19 protein-coding genes are annotated in these 16681 nt (G+C 60.5%); 8 read left to right on the forward strand and 11 right to left on the reverse strand.

Annotation, left to right across the window (positions count from 1 at the left end):
- Nucleotides 1–113: 113 nt before the first annotated feature.
- The gene (locus AC4PS6_RS21555; protein WP_019820451.1) at nucleotides 114–950 is read right to left on the reverse strand and encodes a CvfB family protein; all 837 of its coding nucleotides are present in this window, start codon (nucleotides 948–950) and stop codon (nucleotides 114–116) included.
- 323 nt (nucleotides 951–1273) lie between these two features.
- On the opposite strand from AC4PS6_RS21555, the gene AC4PS6_RS21560 reads away from it, so the two are divergent.
- The 3 genes from AC4PS6_RS21560 to AC4PS6_RS21570 all read left to right on the forward strand — a co-directional run bounded on the left by AC4PS6_RS21560 (nucleotide 1274) and on the right by AC4PS6_RS21570 (nucleotide 3321).
- Nucleotides 1274–1453, forward strand: coding sequence for a PFL_1563 family small protein (locus tag AC4PS6_RS21560; protein ID WP_003193095.1), 180 nt, complete (start codon nucleotides 1274–1276; stop codon nucleotides 1451–1453).
- Nucleotides 1454–1665: 212 nt separating this feature from the next.
- A complete protein-coding gene (locus tag AC4PS6_RS21565; protein WP_019820453.1) occupies nucleotides 1666–2388 on the forward strand; it encodes a TorF family putative porin in 723 nt (240 codons plus the stop codon).
- A gap of 66 nt (nucleotides 2389–2454) precedes the next feature.
- Nucleotides 2455–3321: a DUF6279 family lipoprotein gene (locus AC4PS6_RS21570; RefSeq protein WP_336826939.1), complete on the forward strand. Its 867-nt coding sequence runs from the start codon at nucleotides 2455–2457 to the stop codon at nucleotides 3319–3321.
- On the opposite strand, the gene copD is transcribed toward AC4PS6_RS21570, so the two are convergent.
- The 5 genes from copD to AC4PS6_RS21595 all read right to left on the reverse strand — a co-directional run bounded on the left by copD (nucleotide 3318) and on the right by AC4PS6_RS21595 (nucleotide 7702).
- Nucleotides 3318–4199: a copper homeostasis membrane protein CopD gene (gene copD, locus AC4PS6_RS21575; protein WP_003193101.1), complete on the reverse strand. Its 882-nt coding sequence runs from the start codon at nucleotides 4197–4199 to the stop codon at nucleotides 3318–3320. The genes AC4PS6_RS21570 and copD overlap by 4 nt on opposite strands.
- Nucleotides 4196–4582, reverse strand: coding sequence for a copper homeostasis periplasmic binding protein CopC (copC, locus tag AC4PS6_RS21580; protein ID WP_003193103.1), 387 nt, complete (start codon nucleotides 4580–4582; stop codon nucleotides 4196–4198). The genes copD and copC overlap by 4 nt, the downstream gene beginning before the upstream one ends.
- Nucleotides 4583–4631: 49 nt before the next feature.
- Nucleotides 4632–5459: a copper resistance protein B gene (locus AC4PS6_RS21585; RefSeq protein WP_336826951.1), complete on the reverse strand. Its 828-nt coding sequence runs from the start codon at nucleotides 5457–5459 to the stop codon at nucleotides 4632–4634.
- Between the two features lie 10 nt (nucleotides 5460–5469).
- Nucleotides 5470–7185 carry a copper resistance system multicopper oxidase gene (locus AC4PS6_RS21590; RefSeq protein ID WP_038451094.1) on the reverse strand — a complete coding sequence of 572 codons (1716 nt, stop codon included), beginning with the start codon at nucleotides 7183–7185 and terminating at the stop codon, nucleotides 5470–5472.
- A gap of 127 nt (nucleotides 7186–7312) precedes the next feature.
- Nucleotides 7313–7702 carry a hypothetical protein gene (locus AC4PS6_RS21595; RefSeq protein WP_014719416.1) on the reverse strand — a complete coding sequence of 130 codons (390 nt, stop codon included), beginning with the start codon at nucleotides 7700–7702 and terminating at the stop codon, nucleotides 7313–7315.
- Nucleotides 7703–7855: 153 nt separating this feature from the next.
- On the opposite strand from AC4PS6_RS21595, the gene AC4PS6_RS21600 reads away from it, so the two are divergent.
- Entirely contained in the window at nucleotides 7856–8125 is a 270-nt protein-coding gene (locus tag AC4PS6_RS21600; protein ID WP_032903111.1) for a hypothetical protein, read from the forward strand.
- Between the two features lie 64 nt (nucleotides 8126–8189).
- Here AC4PS6_RS21600 and AC4PS6_RS21605 read toward each other — a convergent pair whose 3' ends face one another.
- On the reverse strand, nucleotides 8190–9536 hold the full coding sequence (locus AC4PS6_RS21605; protein ID WP_014719418.1) for a DEAD/DEAH box helicase: 1347 nt from the start codon (nucleotides 9534–9536) through the stop codon (nucleotides 8190–8192).
- 191 nt (nucleotides 9537–9727) lie between these two features.
- Here AC4PS6_RS21605 and AC4PS6_RS21610 point away from each other — a divergent pair, with 191 nt between their 5' ends.
- Nucleotides 9728–11020 (forward strand): mechanosensitive ion channel family protein, encoded by a 1293-nt coding sequence (locus AC4PS6_RS21610; protein ID WP_014719419.1) that lies wholly within the window; start codon nucleotides 9728–9730, stop codon nucleotides 11018–11020.
- A gap of 16 nt (nucleotides 11021–11036) precedes the next feature.
- Here AC4PS6_RS21610 and AC4PS6_RS21615 read toward each other — a convergent pair whose 3' ends face one another.
- A complete protein-coding gene (locus tag AC4PS6_RS21615; protein WP_014719420.1) occupies nucleotides 11037–11603 on the reverse strand; it encodes a TetR/AcrR family transcriptional regulator in 567 nt (188 codons plus the stop codon).
- A 125-nt stretch (nucleotides 11604–11728) separates the two neighbouring features.
- On the opposite strand from AC4PS6_RS21615, the gene AC4PS6_RS21620 reads away from it, so the two are divergent.
- Together AC4PS6_RS21620 and AC4PS6_RS21625 are read left to right on the forward strand one after the other, a co-directional pair.
- Nucleotides 11729–12517, forward strand: coding sequence for an SDR family NAD(P)-dependent oxidoreductase (locus AC4PS6_RS21620; RefSeq protein WP_020302667.1), 789 nt, complete (start codon nucleotides 11729–11731; stop codon nucleotides 12515–12517).
- Between the two features lie 62 nt (nucleotides 12518–12579).
- On the forward strand, nucleotides 12580–13608 hold the full coding sequence (locus tag AC4PS6_RS21625; RefSeq protein ID WP_032903109.1) for an NADP-dependent oxidoreductase: 1029 nt from the start codon (nucleotides 12580–12582) through the stop codon (nucleotides 13606–13608).
- Here the strand turns inward: AC4PS6_RS21625 and AC4PS6_RS21630 are convergent.
- From AC4PS6_RS21630 to AC4PS6_RS21640, 3 genes are all read right to left on the reverse strand, one after another.
- Nucleotides 13565–14434, reverse strand: a complete 870-nt coding sequence (locus AC4PS6_RS21630) for a carboxylate/amino acid/amine transporter (RefSeq protein WP_014719423.1) — start codon at nucleotides 14432–14434, stop codon at nucleotides 13565–13567. The genes AC4PS6_RS21625 and AC4PS6_RS21630 overlap by 44 nt on opposite strands.
- Nucleotides 14435–14636: 202 nt before the next feature.
- Nucleotides 14637–15236, reverse strand: coding sequence for an FMN-dependent NADH-azoreductase (locus AC4PS6_RS21635; RefSeq protein ID WP_014719424.1), 600 nt, complete (start codon nucleotides 15234–15236; stop codon nucleotides 14637–14639).
- A 151-nt stretch (nucleotides 15237–15387) separates the two neighbouring features.
- Complete coding sequence (locus AC4PS6_RS21640; protein WP_014719425.1) at nucleotides 15388–15702, reverse strand: 3-phosphoglycerate kinase; 315 nt, start codon at nucleotides 15700–15702, stop codon at nucleotides 15388–15390.
- Nucleotides 15703–15751: 49 nt separating this feature from the next.
- On the opposite strand from AC4PS6_RS21640, the gene AC4PS6_RS21645 reads away from it, so the two are divergent.
- Nucleotides 15752–16675, forward strand: a complete 924-nt coding sequence (locus AC4PS6_RS21645) for a PA3225 family LysR-type transcriptional regulator (RefSeq protein WP_014719426.1) — start codon at nucleotides 15752–15754, stop codon at nucleotides 16673–16675.
- The last annotated feature ends 6 nt before the right edge of the window (nucleotides 16676–16681 follow it).

Below are 16681 nucleotides of genomic sequence, written 5' to 3' on the forward strand. Positions count from 1 at the left end.
GCTTGCGTTGGGGTGCGAAGCGCCCCCAAAAAAGCTTGCGACTGCTACGCAGTCGAGCGGGAGCAAGCTCCCTCGCCACAACAAGCTCGCTCCTACAGGAGAGCGAAGCGTACTCAGCTTAGTTCAATGCGGTCCGCATGAATCACGATCTGCCCTTGCTTGTAGAGCGCACCAATGGCCTTCTTGAAGTTGCCCTTGCTCACGCCGAACAAGTTGCTGATCACCGCCGGGTCGCTTTTGTCGCTGACCGGCAGGGTGCCGTTGTTGTCACGCAACTTGGCGAGGATCTTCGAGTTCAGGCTGGAGGCCGCTTCCTGGCCCACCGGTTGCAGGCTCAGGCTGATGTTGCCATCGGCGCGGATCTCTTTGATGAAACCCTTCTCTTCCTTGCCCGGACGCAGGAACTTGAACACTTCGTTCTTGTGGATCAGGCCCCAGTGCTTGTTGTTGATGATCGCCTTGAAGCCCATGTCGGTGGCTTCGGCCACCAGCAGGTCGACTTCCTGGCCCACCTGGTAGTTGGCTGGCGTCTTGTCCAGGTAACGGTCAAGGCGAGCGGTGGCGGTGATGCGCTTGGTGTGCTTGTCGAGGTAGACGTGCACCACGCAATACTCACCTGCGGTCAGCTGGCGTTTTTCTTCCGAATACGGCAGCAGCAGATCCTTGGGCAAACCCCAATCAAGGAATACGCCAATGCTGTTGACTTCCACAACTTTCAAACTGGCGAATTCACCGACTTGAACTTTGGGTTTTTCGGTGGTGGCGATAAGTTTGTCATCGCTGTCCAGATAAATGAAAACGTTGAGCCAGTCTTCATCTTCACTGGGAATATCTTTAGGGATATACCGATTAGGCAAGAGGATTTCCCCATCTTGCGCACCATCGAGGTACAAACCAAAGTTAGTGTGCTTGACCACTTGCAAGCTGTTGTAGCGCCCGACTAAAGCCATTTCCAATACCCTCATTGCGTGGGCGGCATTCTACCCGAGTTGGGCCCTGCACGCGCGCGCGCCTGAAAAATCGCGGGCTGGCATGGCGTTCCAATGGCAGCGCCCCACTCGTCTGATCGTTCGGTTCACTTTGAGCAGGCCACCAGCGGGCCACCCGGCCTGTGGTTTCCAGCTAAAACAGTAAGTTAGCGCTTTATTTCGGCGTTGAACTTCGGCTATTTCCAGCGCTGCGTATTAAGCCTGAGGGATATTTGCCAAGCAATTGTCAAGTATTTCCTGTACGATGCCTGGCCAAGTTAATTTTCTACAGGTTAGTGGCCGCCATGCGTGTAAAAGCATCCAACAGCAAAGCAAAGCCAGCTCCCGCCGTTGAAACCAGCGAATCGATCAATAGCCAGATTGCTGCGTTCCTCAAGTCCGGCGGCGAAATCCAGCAAATTGCCAAGGGCGTGAGCGGCCAGACTTTCGGCCCGTCCAAGCAGATCAGCCTGGGCAAGAAGTAATAGTCATACCCTCGCACTGCATCTGGTCCCTAAGCGTCTTGCCTTCAAGGCGCTAGGACTAGAGTTGCAACCCCCGCCTCACACCTTCAATACGCAGCTAATCGACGAACGGGCCTCAACGCCAGGCATTCGCCGGTATCCTTGCACACGTCTAGCACGGGCATCTGCCTGAATCTTTCCGTTACTGCTCCTCGCTTTTCATGGAGTGAAGCATGCTTAAACGCTGTATTTTCGTGGTCAGCCTCCTGGTCGCCAGCCCTTTGGCCCAAGCGCATATCTTCCAGCGCGAATTGGGTGACTTCGACCTGAAATTAGGTACAACCCCCAGCCGCACCATGGCCCAGGGCCTGGTCAAGCCGACCGCCCCTGGCAGCGACTCGTTCCACGGTGGCCTGGACCTTACCCACGACAGCGGCCTGTATTTCGGCCAGTTTTCCCCAAACATGGGCCTGTCGTCGGCCAATAACCTTGAAGTCGACTCCTACATGGGCTTCAAGCGTCCGTTCGACCAGACCCTGGGCTACGAAGTCGGCTTGATCCACTACAGCTACCCCAAGGTCAGCCCCCTCGACAGCCAGGAGTTCTACGGCGGGCTGAACCTGTTGGGCAACCGCTTTGGCGTGTCCTTCAGCAACGACCCCGACCGCCAGGACAGTACCCTGTTTGCCGACCTGGGCGGTACCCAGCCTTTCGGCATCGGCGTCAGCATGAAGTACACCACCCATCAACTGGGCACACCGGTCTCGGTAGAGAACGGCGCCATCAGCAGTTTCAGCGATTGGTCGGTGCAGTTTTCCCGGGCCTGGAAAGGCATTGACCTGGACCTGATCTACAGCGGCTCCAGCCTCAGCGGCAGTGACTGCTCGGCCTACTCCGGACACAACTCGCAATGTGATGGGCTGTTGACCTTGAAGGCCGCGCGGTCGTTTTATTGATGGGCTGAACTGTCGCACCCCGCGCAGGTTCACATGCATTAACGCCCTCCATGCAAGGACCTGCCCATGTTGCGCCGGCTCAAACTCCTGATGGTACTGCTGACCCTGAGCCTGGTGCTCGCCGGCTGCAATCGCTTGGGCCTGGCCTACCGTAACCTCGACGTGATCATCCCCTGGACCCTCAACGACTACCTGGACATGAATGCCGGGCAAAAGAGCTGGTTCAACGACACCCTCAAGGAACACCTGGCCTGGCACTGCACCACGCAATTGCCTGGCTACCTGGACTGGCTCGACCGCCTGCAGCAGATGGTCGACAGTAACCAGGTCACCGACGCCGCATTGCAAACCCGTACTGTCGAAGCCAAACAGGCAATTGCCGAGATTGCTCGGGAAATCACGCCCTCAGCTGTGCAATTGCTGCAAGGCCTGGACGATCAGCAGGTCAAAGACATGAGCGATGCTCTGGCCAAGGACCTGCGCAAGCGCCAGGACGAATACCTCAAGCCACCACTGGCTCAACAAATCAAGGAACGCGCCGAGCGTATGAGCAAGCGCCTGGACGCCTGGATCGGCCCGTTGAGCCCAGGCCAGCAAAACCGCGTCACGGCCTGGTCGGCCGAGTTGGGCGCGCAAAACCAAGCGTGGATCGGCAACCGCGCCCATTGGCAGGCGCAATTTATCGAGGCGCTGCAACAACGCCACAATGCCGATTTCCCGCAGAAAATCCAGCAACTGCTGGTGGATCGCGAAAGCCTGTGGACCCCGCAATACCGCGCCGCCTACGCACAGACCGAAGCCGCCGCGCGCGGCTTGCTCGTGGACGTGATGGCCCAAAGCTCCCCAGCGCAGCGCGTGAAACTCACCCAGAAAATCGACAAGGTCCGCAGCGACTTCCAGACGCTTAAATGCCTGAAAAGCGCACAGTCTTAGTCAGGCGCCAAGGTGCCCAGCCAGGCCACCAGGCCAAGGATGAGCACCACAGCGCCAAACTCCAGGGCCATGCTGCGCCGTAACGCACGGATCGCCACGTTATAATCGCCCGCCGCGATAGATTGTTGCAGAAGCGGCGTCAGGTGAAAGCGATTGAGCGCCGCCAAGGCCAGCATCACGCCGAACAACCCCAGCTTCAGGCATAGCAGCACCGCGTAGACTCCGCCGTTGATGCCCCCCAGATTCGGCCCGACAACAAACAGATAATTGGCAACGCCAGTGCCGATCAGCACCAAGACAAATCCCGCGCCAATGCGCTCAAAGCCTGCCAATGCGCTGGCCAGAACCTGCACTCGATCATCCTGTGGCAACGGCGCAGGCATCAACAACAAACCGAATGCCGCCAACGCCCCCACCCAACCCGCCGCTGCCAACAGGTGTGCACTGTCGCTGACGATATGCCACACACCTTGCACGCCTTCGTGCATTACGCCGTGCCCTGTCCACACCAGGGTGGCCAACGCCACGCCAGCCGACAGCGTGGCCAGCGCCAGATGAGTGCTCAGTGCCGCCAGGACCAGCGCCGCGATACGCACCCACCACGTCAGCCCCAAGTCGGTCTGCCACAGCATCATCTGCACATGCGGCCATAGCGCCTGCCAATCAGTGGCGCCGCTCATGGATTGGGTCATGACCAATAGCGACGCCACCGAAAACGCCAGCCCCAAGCCGCCCGTCAATCCCATCCATGCCCTTAGATTGAGCCATCTACGTTGCTCAGCGTGCAGACCATAAAGGCCGAACAGTCCCAATCCAAATAGCATCATCAGGTCGAGATAGAGCGCGAAGCGCAATGCGATGGAGATCAGCTCACTCATGGCTGCACGCTGAACACCACATTACCGGTGATCGGATGTGTATCGGACGACACGGCACGCCAATCCACCCGATAGCTGCCGGTGGTAAGTGCGGAGACCGGCTTGATCAACATCACCTTGGGGTCGCTGCTCGCCGACACGCTGGCCTTCACCGGCATCGGCGAATTGGGCATGCCCGGCATGTCGGTCATGATCAACTTGGCCCCGGAAAACTGGGTCAGCAGGTTTTCTGAGAAATGCAATTCAATCACTGCGGGAGCGGCGCCCTGTGCGCCTGCCGCCGGAATGGATGACAGCAGCTTGGGGTGGGCCGAAGCGGGCAGGCTAAGACTTAAACCTACCCACAGCGCAGCACCCAGCAGCGTGGTTTTCAACATAGACATGCAAGACTCCAGGCCGCGCCAGGCGGCGAATAATAAAAAGGGAAACCCGTCAGAACCACAAGCGCACGCCGACGACCCAGCGCAGTTGATTGATGTCTTCGTCTTCGTCCCGTGCGTATTGCGCGGTCTGGCCATAAGTGCGGTTCCAGCTGAGACCGACATATGGCGCAAACTCGCGGCGAACTTCGTAGCGCAAGCGCAGGCCCAGTTCACTTTCCGCCAAGCCCGAACCAACGCCGCGTTGCGGATCGTTCTGCGCATAGAAGTTGAGTTCGGCGGTCGGCTGCAGGATCAGGCGATTGGTGAGCAGAATGTCGTAGTCACCCTCAAGGCGTGCGGCGGTATGCCCCGATTCGCCGACAAACAACGTGGCTTCGGCCTCGAAGTTGTAGAGCGCCATGCCTTGTAGGCCAAAGGCCGCCCAGCTCTGGCTAGCACCGGGCTTGAAGTCCTGGCGCACGCCGCCGACCACATCCCACCACGGGCTGATTGCGTGCCCCCATAACGCTTGGGCTTCGGCGCTTTCAGTGCGGCCGGCGCTGCGTTCGCCTTCACTGCGTAGCCACAACCGGTCGATGTCACCGCCGACCCAACCCTTGATGTCCCAACTCTGCGCGTTGCCGTCGCCACCCTGCCATTCCAACTGGTTGACCAGCAGCATCGAGTTGACGCCGCCGTCGTGCACCTGATGCCCTCCCGGCGCGTTGTAGACCGCTGCGCGGTCTGCGTCGGTCAGCGCCGGAATCGGCGTACGGCTTTGCGCCAGCGCTGGCGTCGCCGGGCTCATGCCCTGAAGTTCATCCTCGGCCGCCAACGCCCATGGGGCGAACCCCAGCGTGGCGAAAGCGATGCAAAGGGACGAGACGCAACGGTTCATGCTCGCTTCCTTATTCATGCACGCGCACCTCGCGGAACATGCCCATTTCCATGTGGTACAGCAGGTGGCAGTGATAGGCCCAGCGCCCCAAGGCATCGGCGGTGACGCGGTAACTGCGACGGGAGCCCGGTGGCATGTCGATGGTGTGTTTGCGCACCAGGAACTGGCCGTTTTCGTCCTCCAGGTCGCTCCATAAGCCATGCAGGTGAATCGGGTGGGCCATCATGGTGTCGTTGACCAGCACCACCCGCACGCGCTCGCCATAAGTCAGTTGCAAGGGCTCGGCATCGGAAAACTTCACGCCATTGAACGACCAAGCGAACTTTTCCATATGCCCGGTGAGATGCAATTCGACGGTGCGGGAGGGGTCGCGGCCATCGGGGTCTTCGAAGGTACTGCGCAGGTCGGCATAGGTGAGCACCCGGCGGCCATTGTGGCGCAGGCCGATTCCAGGGTCGTCCAGCTTGGGCACCGGGTTCATCGCCTGCATGTCTACCAGCGCGTTGTTCTGCTCGCTGGCGGGGTGTTTCTGCATGGCCATCGCGCCCATGGCACTGTGATCCATGCCTTCCATGCCCGGCATATCGGCCATGGCACCGTGGTCCATGCCGCCCATGCCCATGTCCTCCATGGTCAGCCACGGGCGCGGATCAAGCAGTGGAACTGAGGCGGTCGCTCCCATCTGCCGGGCGAGGGTGCCACGGGCATAGCCTGTGCGGTCCATGGACTGAGCAAACAGGGTGTAAGCCTCTGCCACAGGCTCGACCAGCACGTCGTAGGTTTCCGCCACGGCGATACGGAACTCGTCGACACTTACCGGCTTTACCGGCTGACCATCCGCGGCGATGACGGTCATTTTCAACCCTGGAATGCGCACATCAAAATAGGTCATCGCCGAGCCATTGATAAAACGCAGGCGAATCGTTTCCCCCGCCTTGAACACTCCGGTCCAGTTCTGTCCAGGCGGCTGGCCGTTGAGCAAGTAGGTGTAGGTCTCGCCGCTGACGTCCGCAAGGTCGGTGGGGTTCATCTTCATTTGCGCCCACATCAGCCGGTCGGCAGCCGTGGCCGACCAGCCCTGCTTGCCCACATCCCGGATAAAATCGCCCAGGGTGGGTTTGTGCAGGTTGTAGTAATCGGACTGCTTCTTGAGGGTTTTCATCAGGGCGACGGGGTCTTCGTCGGTCCAGTCCGACAGCATCACCACGTAATCGCGCTGGTAGCTATAAGGCTCGGGTTCCTTGGGATCGATAACCAGCGGACCGTACACGCCCTGCTGCTCCTGAAGCCCGGAATGGCTGTGGTACCAGTAGGTGCCGTACTGCTTGACCTTGAACTGGTAAACGTAAAGGCCGCCCGGTTCGATGCCCTTGAAGCTCAGGCCGGGCACGCCGTCCATGGTCGATGGCAACAGGATGCCGTGCCAGTGGATCGAAGTGGGCTCGCCAAGGCGGTTTTTCACGCGCAGGGTCACGGTGTCGCCCTCCCGCCAGCGTAACAGCGGGCCGGGCAGGCTGCCGTTGACGGTCAACGCGGTGCGCGGTTGGCCTGTCAGGTTGACCGGGGTCTGGTCAATAAACAGGTCAAACTCGCTGCCGGCGAGCACCGTGGGCTGGCCGGGGCTGATCAGTGCCCACACAGGGGGGCGCCAAAGCCCGAGCCCGCCCAACAGGCCGCCTGCGGCCAGGCCTTTGACGAATGTGCGTCTGGAGGTTGTGGAGTGCATGCCGATTCAAGTCCGTGAGTTGAATGGCAGCAGATTAGGAGTCGCCGGCTGTCAGCAACCTTAGCGGCAGATTACCGATTCGACAGGTTCACCCGGCACCCTCAGGGGCGCCGGGGGCATAAGAGGATCAGGCGATCTGGGCTTTTGAGGCCACTTCCGCGAACGTTGCCGGATCAAGCGCATCCGCTTGTTCATCCAACACCTGACGCGGATGATCATTGCCCGGAATCGAACTGTCGATCAGCGCCAGCAATTGCGCCCCCAGCGCCGTCAGGATGAAGTTCTCGCCATTGCCGCCCTCTTCCTCAGGCCGCGACTCAATAAAGCCACGCTTGAACAGCAGCGCCTCGTAGTCGGCAGCGGTCTTCTTCAGCGCGTCCAGGTTGCCAGTGTCCTCGCCGGCCGTCGCCTTCTCGGCCGCTTCCTGTTCGGCGTATTTGCGCGGGGCAAAGCTGCCCTCGCCGTTCTGCACTTCATGCAGCAGACGTTCGATCAGATCCCAATTGTAAGTCGTCATCCTGATTCCTCCTGCAGGCCGATGGAGTTAGCCCGTCTTAGGGAGTGACACGTTCCGGCACGGGCCGTTCAACCAAACGGACGGGCGTCATTTCTCTGAACTTTGCAGAGGTTTGCCACCTCAACTGCACATCACTGCCAAGGAAGTCCGACCATGAAAACCTTGATGAAGCTGACTCTCGCCGCCACGCTGATAAGCGCCCTGCCCGCCTGGGGCTGCACGCCCGAGGAGGCCACGGCCAAGCGGGAGGAACTGGCCAAGGAAGTGACCAAGCTCACCGAGCAGAACCCGACCAAGGCCAAGGAGATGAATGACCAGTTACAGAAGATGGACCTGGATACCGAAAGCGCCGAGTTTCCCGACAAGTGCCAGTTGATCGATGCGCGGCTCAAGGAGCTCAGAGAAGCTGCGGGGAAGCGTTGAGCACAGCGCGACGCTGATGGCGAAAAAAAACCGGACATCGTCCGGTTTTTTTAGGCCCGCCTGCTTATTCGGCAGCCGGAGCTTCTGGCTTGCGGCGCTTGAGCGGGGCCATGCCGTCCTTGCTGACGAGCGACAGGTTGTCGGTCTTCGGCCGGTTGGCGATCTTGCGCTTGGTCGGTGACTTGGCGGCGGTTTTTTTCTTGTCGCCCTTGGCGTCGGTCTTTTTCTTCTTCACGCCAACGGCCTTGCCCGACGCCTTGACCTTCTTCGGCCCGGTGTACGTGCCTTTGACTTCCTTGATGGTGCGGCGCTCGAACGACTGCTTCAGGTAGCGTTCGATGCTCGACATCAGGTTCCAGTCGCCGTGGCAGATCAGCGAGATGGCCAGGCCATCGTTGCCGGCCCGTCCGGTACGGCCGATGCGGTGCACGTATTCGTCGCCGCTGCGGGGCATGTCGAAGTTGATCACCAGGTCCAGGCCGTCCACGTCGAGGCCGCGCGCGGCAACGTCGGTGGCCACCAGGATCTTCACGCCGCCCGCCTTGAGACGGTCGATGGCCAGCTTGCGGTCCTTCTGGTCTTTCTCGCCGTGCAGCACGAACGCCTTGTATTCCTGCGCAACCAGGCGCCCGTAGATACGGTCGGCGGCGGCACGGGTGTTGGTGAACACGATGGCCTTCTGGTAGGTCTCGTTGGCCAGCAACCAGTTCAGGATCTGTTCTTTATGCACGTTATGGTCAGCGGTAACGATCTGCTGACGCGTGGTGGCGTTCAGGTCGCTGACGTTGTTGACCTGCAAGTGCTCAGGGTTGTTCAGCACCTTGGCGACCATGTCGCGCAGGGTCGAACCACCGGTGGTGGCGGAGAACAGCATGGTCTGCTGGCGGTTGACGCACTCGCCGACCAGACGTTGCACATCATCGGCAAAGCCCATGTCGAGCATGCGGTCGGCTTCGTCGAGCACCAGCACTTCGACTTCCTTGAGATCAAGGTTGCCAGCGTTGAGTTGCTCGATCATGCGCCCTGGGGTGCCGATCAGGATGTCCGGCACCTTGCGCAGCATCGCGGCCTGGACCTTGAAGTCTTCGCCACCGGTGATGATGCCGGACTTGATGAAGGTGAACTGCGAAAAGCGTTCGACTTCCTTCAGGGTTTGCTGGGCCAGCTCGCGGGTCGGCAGCAGGATCAGGGTCTTGATGCTGACGCGCACCTTGGCCGGGCCGATCAGGCGGTTAAGTACCGGCAGGACGAAAGCGGCGGTCTTGCCGCTGCCGGTTTGCGCCGTCACCCGCAGGTCACGCCCTTGCAGCGCGAGCGGGATGGCCGCTGCTTGCACAGGCGTAGGCTCGACAAATTTAAGCTCGGCCACGGCTTTAAGCAGGCGTTCGTGCAGGGCGAATTGGGAAAACACGGGTGCTACCTCGAAGAAATACAAATATCAGCTGCATAGGTTACCGGTTTCGGGCGCCCAAACCGAGTTTCTTTACGCGAACGGGGCTAATCAGCTGCTTTTTTGTCAGCGATTTTGTCCAGAGCGTCAACTTTGTTGCACTTAAATGCTCTAATCGCCCCGTGTTGTCTTACAGAAGAATCGGTTCACGCATGGATATCAAACAGCTCTGGCTCAACGTCCAAGACCTTTGGGGCGCCCTAGATGAACACCCGGTCCTGCATTCCAGCCTCGGCTTGCTGGTGTTGCTGGTGGTGGCATTGGTGGTGGGACGGGTCGCCCGTTACCTCATCCTGCACGCGGTCAAATTGCTCGGCCGGCAGCCGGCCCTGCACTGGCTGAACGACCTGCGGCATAACAAAGTCTTCCATCGCCTGGCGCAAATGACGCCGTCGCTGGTGGTCCAGTTCGGTCTGTACCTGGTGCCGGACCTGAGCAAGACCGCCATCCTGTTCATCGGCAACGTCGCCCTGGCGATCAGCATTCTGTTCATGGTTTTGGCCATGAGTGCCCTGCTCAACGCGCTGCTGGATATCTACGCACGCACCGAACACGCACGCACCCGCTCGATCAAGGGCTATGTGCAATTGGCGAAAATGGTGCTGTTCGTGTTCGGCGCGATCATCATCGTCGCCACCCTGATCGACCGCTCGCCACTGTTGCTGCTCTCAGGCCTGGGTGCGATGTCGGCGGTGATTCTGTTGGTGTACAAGGACACCCTGCTGTCGTTCGTCGCCAGTGTGCAATTGACCAGCAACGACATGCTGCGCGTCGGTGACTGGATCGAAATGCCCCAGGTCGGGGCCGATGGCGATGTGGTGGATATCACCCTGCACACGGTGAAGGTGCAGAACTTCGACAAGACCATCGTCTCCATCCCCACCTGGCGCCTGATGTCCGAGTCGTTCAAGAACTGGCGTGGCATGCAGGCCTCCGGTGGGCGCCGTATCAAGCGCAGCCTGTACATCGACGCCAGCGGCGTACGCTTCCTGAACGATGAGGAAGAAGTGCGCATGACCCAGGTGCACTTGCTCAGCGGCTACATCAGCCGCAAACAGGCCGAACTCAAGGCCTGGAACGAGGCCCAGGGCCACAGCGCGCAACTGTCGGCCAACCGTCGGCGCATGACCAACCTCGGCACCTTCCGCGCCTACGCCCTGGCGTACCTGCAAAGCCACCCGGACATCCAGCCGAACATGACCTGCATGGTGCGCCAGATGCAAACCACCGCCCAGGGCGTGCCGCTGGAGATCTACTGCTTTACCCGCACCACGGCGTGGGGCGATTACGAGCGGATCCAGGGCGATATCTTCGATTATCTATTGGCAGTGTTGCCGGAGTTCGGGCTGAGCCTGTATCAACAACCGAGCGGCAACGACCTGCGGGCCGGCGTGCTGCCTGCATTGGCCGGGGCCACTCAGGTACCCGTGGCCGAAACGGCATGAGGTGATGCACGCGGGATTACGGCAGTGATGCCGTAATCTCCTTGCGGCACACCTCAAGCACTTCATCGGCCAGGGCGGAATCATCCGGGCACGCCCGCGACAACATGATTGCGCCGATGGCATGGGCCATGCTGTCGAGCATTTTCGCCCGCACGTCTTCTTTTGGCCCGTCATGAGCCGCGTTGTACTTTGCCTCCAGGGCCTGCAGGGTATTTTCCAAACCCTCGGCAAAGGTCGCCTTCAGCGTGTCCGACTGACGGGCGGCATCGGCACACAACGCCGCCAATGTGCATCCGCCGCCGCGATGGTCGCGGTGCTGCCTGGACAGGTAAACCTCGAAAAACTGCTCCACCTCCCTCTCCGCGCTGTCGGCCAGTGACTGCGCCAGGCTGTTAGCGGCTGCTTCCGCCATCAAGTCCGCCTTGGAACCGAAGTGCTTGTAAAAGCCGCCTTGGGTAAAACCGGCCGCAGCCATCAACTCGGCCACGCCCACCCCATCGAAACCCCGCTCGCGAAACAACTCGGAAGCTGTCGCGACGATATGGGCCCGATTGCTCTGTGACTGCGCCTTGGTGATCTTCATGTCTGTGGTCCTGACAGCGTGCGAGATAGGCATATTACTATGATGTCGATCATAATCAAAACCGTTGACAGCTTTGATTATGATCGACATCATAAAACCTCCTCGCACTCACAGAGCATCACACCATGAGTACTTCCAACACCGTTCTGATCACTGGCGCTTCGACCGGCATTGGCGCCGCCTACGCCGAACGCTTTGCCGCACGCGGCCACGACCTCGTACTGGTCGCCCGTGACATCACGCGCCTGGAAGCGCTCGCTGCCCGACTGCGCGAACAGCATGCCGTCAGCATTGATATCCTCCCCGCCGACCTGACCCAGACCGCTGACCTGGCAGCAGTTGAAGCGCGCCTGCGCGAGGACGCCAACATTGGCACCCTGGTCAACAATGCCGGCGCCGCGCAGTCTGGCGGTTTTATCGAACAGTCCACCGACAGCGTCGCGCAGTTGGTCGCCCTCAACACCACTGCACTGGTGCGCCTGGCCAGTGCCATCGCCCCGCGCCTGGCGGCAGCGGGCAACGGCGCTATCATCAACATTGGCTCGGTAGTGGGCCTGGCCCCGGAATTCGGCATGACGGTATACGGCGCGACCAAGGCGTTCGTGCTGTTCCTGTCCCAGGGCATGAGCCTGGAGCTGGCGCCCAAAGGCGTGTACGTGCAAGCCGTGCTGCCCGCCGCCACGCGTACCGAGATCTGGGAGCGGGCGGGCATTGACATCAACACCCTCACGGACGTGATGGAAGTGGGCGATCTGGTGGACGCGGCGTTGGTGGGTTTTGATCGCCGCGAGCCGGTGACGATTCCGCCGTTGCAGGACGGCGCCCGTTGGGACGCGTTGCAGGCTGCGCGGCAAGGCTTGCTGGCACAGATCAAGCAGTCCGAGGTTGCCGAGCGTTACCTGGCCAACGCCTGAACAACCGGTAGCAGGCGTGCTGCGCGCCTGCCCCTTCTCACCGAAGCAACGAGCGTTGAACCATGAAGGCATTTTCCATCGAACGGTACGGCAAACAGCCCGGCCGCCTCACCGAGGCCCCCGCGCCTGTTGTGGGTGAGCATGACGTGCTGGTTCAGGTGCGGGCCAGCAGCGTCAATGTGCTGGATGCAAAGATCGCCAAGGGCGAATTCAAACTGATCCTGCCCTATGCGTTGCCGTTGACACTGGGCAATGACCTGGCCGGCGTGGTGCTCAGCGTCGGCGCGGCGGTACGACGCTTCAAGCCGGGGGACGAAGTCTACGCTCGCCCGCCCCAGCAACGTATCGGCACCTTCGCCGAGCGGATTGCCGTGCACGAAGACGCACTGGCGCGCAAACCCGACAACATCACCATGGAGCAAGCCGCGGCCCTGCCCCTGGTCGCGCTCACGGCGTGGCAGGTGCTGGTGGAAACCGCGAAGCTGAAGAAAGGCCAGAAAGTGTTCATTCATGCGGGCTCAGGCGGGGTGGGCAGTATCGCCATCCAGTTGGCCAAGCATTTGGGCGCTTTTGTCGCGACCACCACCAGCACCGCCAATGTGGAGTGGGTCAAAGCGTTGGGCGCAGATGTGGTGGTCGACTACAAACAGCAAGCCTTCGAGACCGTGCTGCGGGATTACGATGTGGTGCTGAACAGCCTGGGCCCAGATGCGCTGGCCAAGTCACTGAAGATTCTCAAGCCCGGCGGTCAGCTCATCTCCATCTCCGGGCCGCCGACACCCGCCTTCGCCCGCGCCCAGAACCTGCCCTGGGTATTGGGCCTGGTCGTGGGCGTGTTGAGCAGCGGTATCCGCAGGAAAGCGCGCAAGCAAGGCGTGAGCTATGACTTTGTCTTCATGCGCGCCAGTGGCGCGCAACTGGATGAAATCACCACGCTGGTCGAGTCGGGGATTATCCGGCCGGTCATCGACCGAACCTTCCCTTTCGAATCCACAGCCGCGGCCCTGGACTACGTCGAACAAGGCCGTGCCAAAGGCAAAGTGGTGATCACGATGGAGACGGCACCGCCCGACGCACACCCAGCCGGCTGATCCACACCGCCCCCAGAATCACCAGACCGCCCAGGGCCAAACGACCCAGCGGTTCGTGCTGGTTCCAGATCAGCAGGTTCAGCAGCAACCCCACCGGCACATGCAGGTTGTTCATCACCGCCAGGGTGCCGCCATTGACCAGGCAGGCGCCCTTGTTCCACCAGTACATGCCCAGCGCGGTACTGACCACTCCTAGGAACACCAGCACGCCCCATTGCAGCGGCGCTTGCGGCAGGAAGTCAGCCTTGGCGAACAGCAGGAACGCCGGCAACACCACCATCAAGGCGCCCAGGTAGAAATAACCGAAACGCCGGAAGTGCGGCTGGTCACTGGGATAACGCGCCACCAGGTGCTTGTACATGACTTGCCCGGCGGCGTAGGTGAAATTGGCCAATTGCAGCAGCAAGAACCCCATCAGGAAATGCGGGGTGATCTGATCGAAACGAATCACCGCCGCACCGCCCACCGCCACCAGGGCCGCCACAAGCGCCCAGGGATTGAAGCGGCGATTAAGCGCGTCCTCGATCAGGGTCACATGCAGCGGCGTGAGGATGGTGAACAGCAGCACTTCCGGCACCGTCAGCACACGAAAGCTCAGGTACAGACATACGTAGGTCACGCCGAACTGCAATGCACCGATCACCAACATGCCGCGCATGAACGCGGGCTCCACCGAGCGCCAGCGCGTCAGCGGAATAAAGATCAGCCCGGCCAGCACCACGCGCACCAGCACCGCAAAGTAACTGTCGACGTGACCGGCGAGGTATTCGCCAATCAAGCTGAAGGAAAATGCCTGAATCAGGGTGACAACCAGTAGATAGCCCATGCGCGCCTCGTTTCGAATGGGCGCGACATTAAAGCTTTTTGGTTTTTGAAGAAACTCGGCGCAAAAAAAACCCGACCTCGCTAAAGCGGCAGTCGGGCGGGAGCACTCAGGAGCAAAAGTGCAAAGGGAGGTTCGATACGCGTACTTGAAGGGTTTGCGTGGCGCTATATAAGCAGCACGGGATTATCTGACGATTAACGCCTCAGGCGACCTGGGCCAGTTGCGCCTTGGCATGATTGACGCCCTTCTCCTGGAAGTCGCCGCCCAGGTTGACGCCTTCGGCGTGAATGAAGGTAACGTCATGAATGCCGATAAATGCCATGACCTGGCGCAGGTACGGTTCCTGGTGATCCGAGGTGGCGCCAGTGTGGATACCACCGCGTGCGGTGAGCACGATAGCGCGCTTGCCGGTCAACAGACCCTGGGGCCCGGTGGCGGTGTATTTAAAGGTCACACCCGCCCGCAACACGTGATCCAGCCAGGCTTTAAGGGTGCTCGGAATGGCGAAGTTGTACATCGGCGCGGCCATCACCAACACGTCGGCGGCCAGCAGTTCGTCAGTTAACTCGTTGGAGCGGTCCAGGGACACCTGTTCGTCGTCGTTACGCTGCTCCGCCGGTTTCATCCAGCCGCCCAGCAGGTTGGCATCCAGATGGGGTACCGGATTGAGCGCTACGTCGCGCACGGTGATGCGGTCTGCCGGATGGGCGACTTGCCATTGGCTGATGAACTGTTGGGTGAGCTGGCGGGAAATGGAATCCTGCTGGCGCGCACTGCTTTCGATGATCAGGACATTGGACATGGCTTCGTAGGCTCCATCGGTAATTGCTGTAAGTCGATGGAGAGAAGGTTAACCAGGGCCTATTCGATAAAAAAGCGCAAAAAACTGCTACAACCCATCTAGAAATTTGTTTATAAGCGGAGTATTCCTGTGAGCACGCTCCGCTGTTGCTTTATTTTGGCGCGCAGTCCAGGGCAATACGCATCTTGATGATGGCGCGGTTGAACTTGACCGTGGTGTTAGTGCTTTTGCCAGCAGGCACGGTCACGGTACGACGGCGTGGCGATTCCGGGCCGTTGGTAAAGGTGACCTTGCACACCGCGTCCTGGGCGCCGTAGTTGTTCAGCTGGATCGAACTGATGTCGCCGTCCACATCGGAGGCGGTGTAATCAATGCTCACGCCATCGATCTTTTTCGTCACGTCGATAGGATAGGCAAACGCGCTCATCGGCAGCAGCGCCAGCAACACACAACACAATTTTCTCATTCGGCAGTCTCCAATAAGGACCGCCAGCTTAGGACAAGAGGAGCTCATCTTGAAAGCGCCCCGCGTTACCCTCGATCAATGGCGCACCTTGCAAGCCGTGGTCGACCATGGCGGCTTTGCCCAAGCCGCCGAAGCGCTGCATCGTTCGCAATCTTCAGTGAGCTACACCGTGGCGCGCATGCAGGACCAACTCGGCGTCCCCTTGCTGCGTATCGACGGGCGCAAGGCGGTGCTGACCGAGGCCGGTGAGGTGCTGCTGCGCCGATCCCGCCAATTGGTGAAAAACGCCAGCCAGCTGGAAGACCTCGCTCATCATATGGAACAGGGCTGGGAAGCCGAAGTGCGCTTGGTGGTGGACGCCGCCTACCCCAGCGCACGTCTCGTTCGCGCATTAACCGCCTTTATGCCGCAAAGCCGTGGCTGCCGGGTGCGCCTGCGCGAAGAAGTACTGTCCGGCGTCGAAGAGTTGCTGCTCGACGGCATGGCGGACCTGGCCATTTGCGGTTTTATCATCCCGGGCTACCTGGGCACGGAAATGAGCGATGTGGAGTTCGTCGCCGTGGCCCACCCCGATCACTCGCTGCATCGCCTCAACCGTGAGCTGAGTTTCCACGACCTGGAGAGCCAGATGCAGGTGGTGATCCGTGACTCCGGCCGCCAACAACCGCGCGACGTCGGCTGGCTCGGCGCCGAACAGCGCTGGACCGTCGGCAGCCTCGCTACCGCGGCCACCTTCGTCGCCAGCGGCCTGGGCTTTGCCTGGCTGCCCCGGCACATGATCGAGCGCGAACTCAAGGAGGGCGTGCTCAAGCAGCTTCCCCTGGAAAAAGGTGGCAGTCGCAACCCGACGTTTTACCTGTACTCCAACAAAGACAAACCCTTGGGGCCCGCCACGCAGATCCTCGTGGAATTGCTGCGCACCTTTGACACCGCTCCCCTGGACGCGCCCTTCGCCGCTCCTCAACAAGCCTGAAACGGA

The sequence above is a fragment of the Pseudomonas sp. DW-iso17 genome (assembly GCF_058725345.1).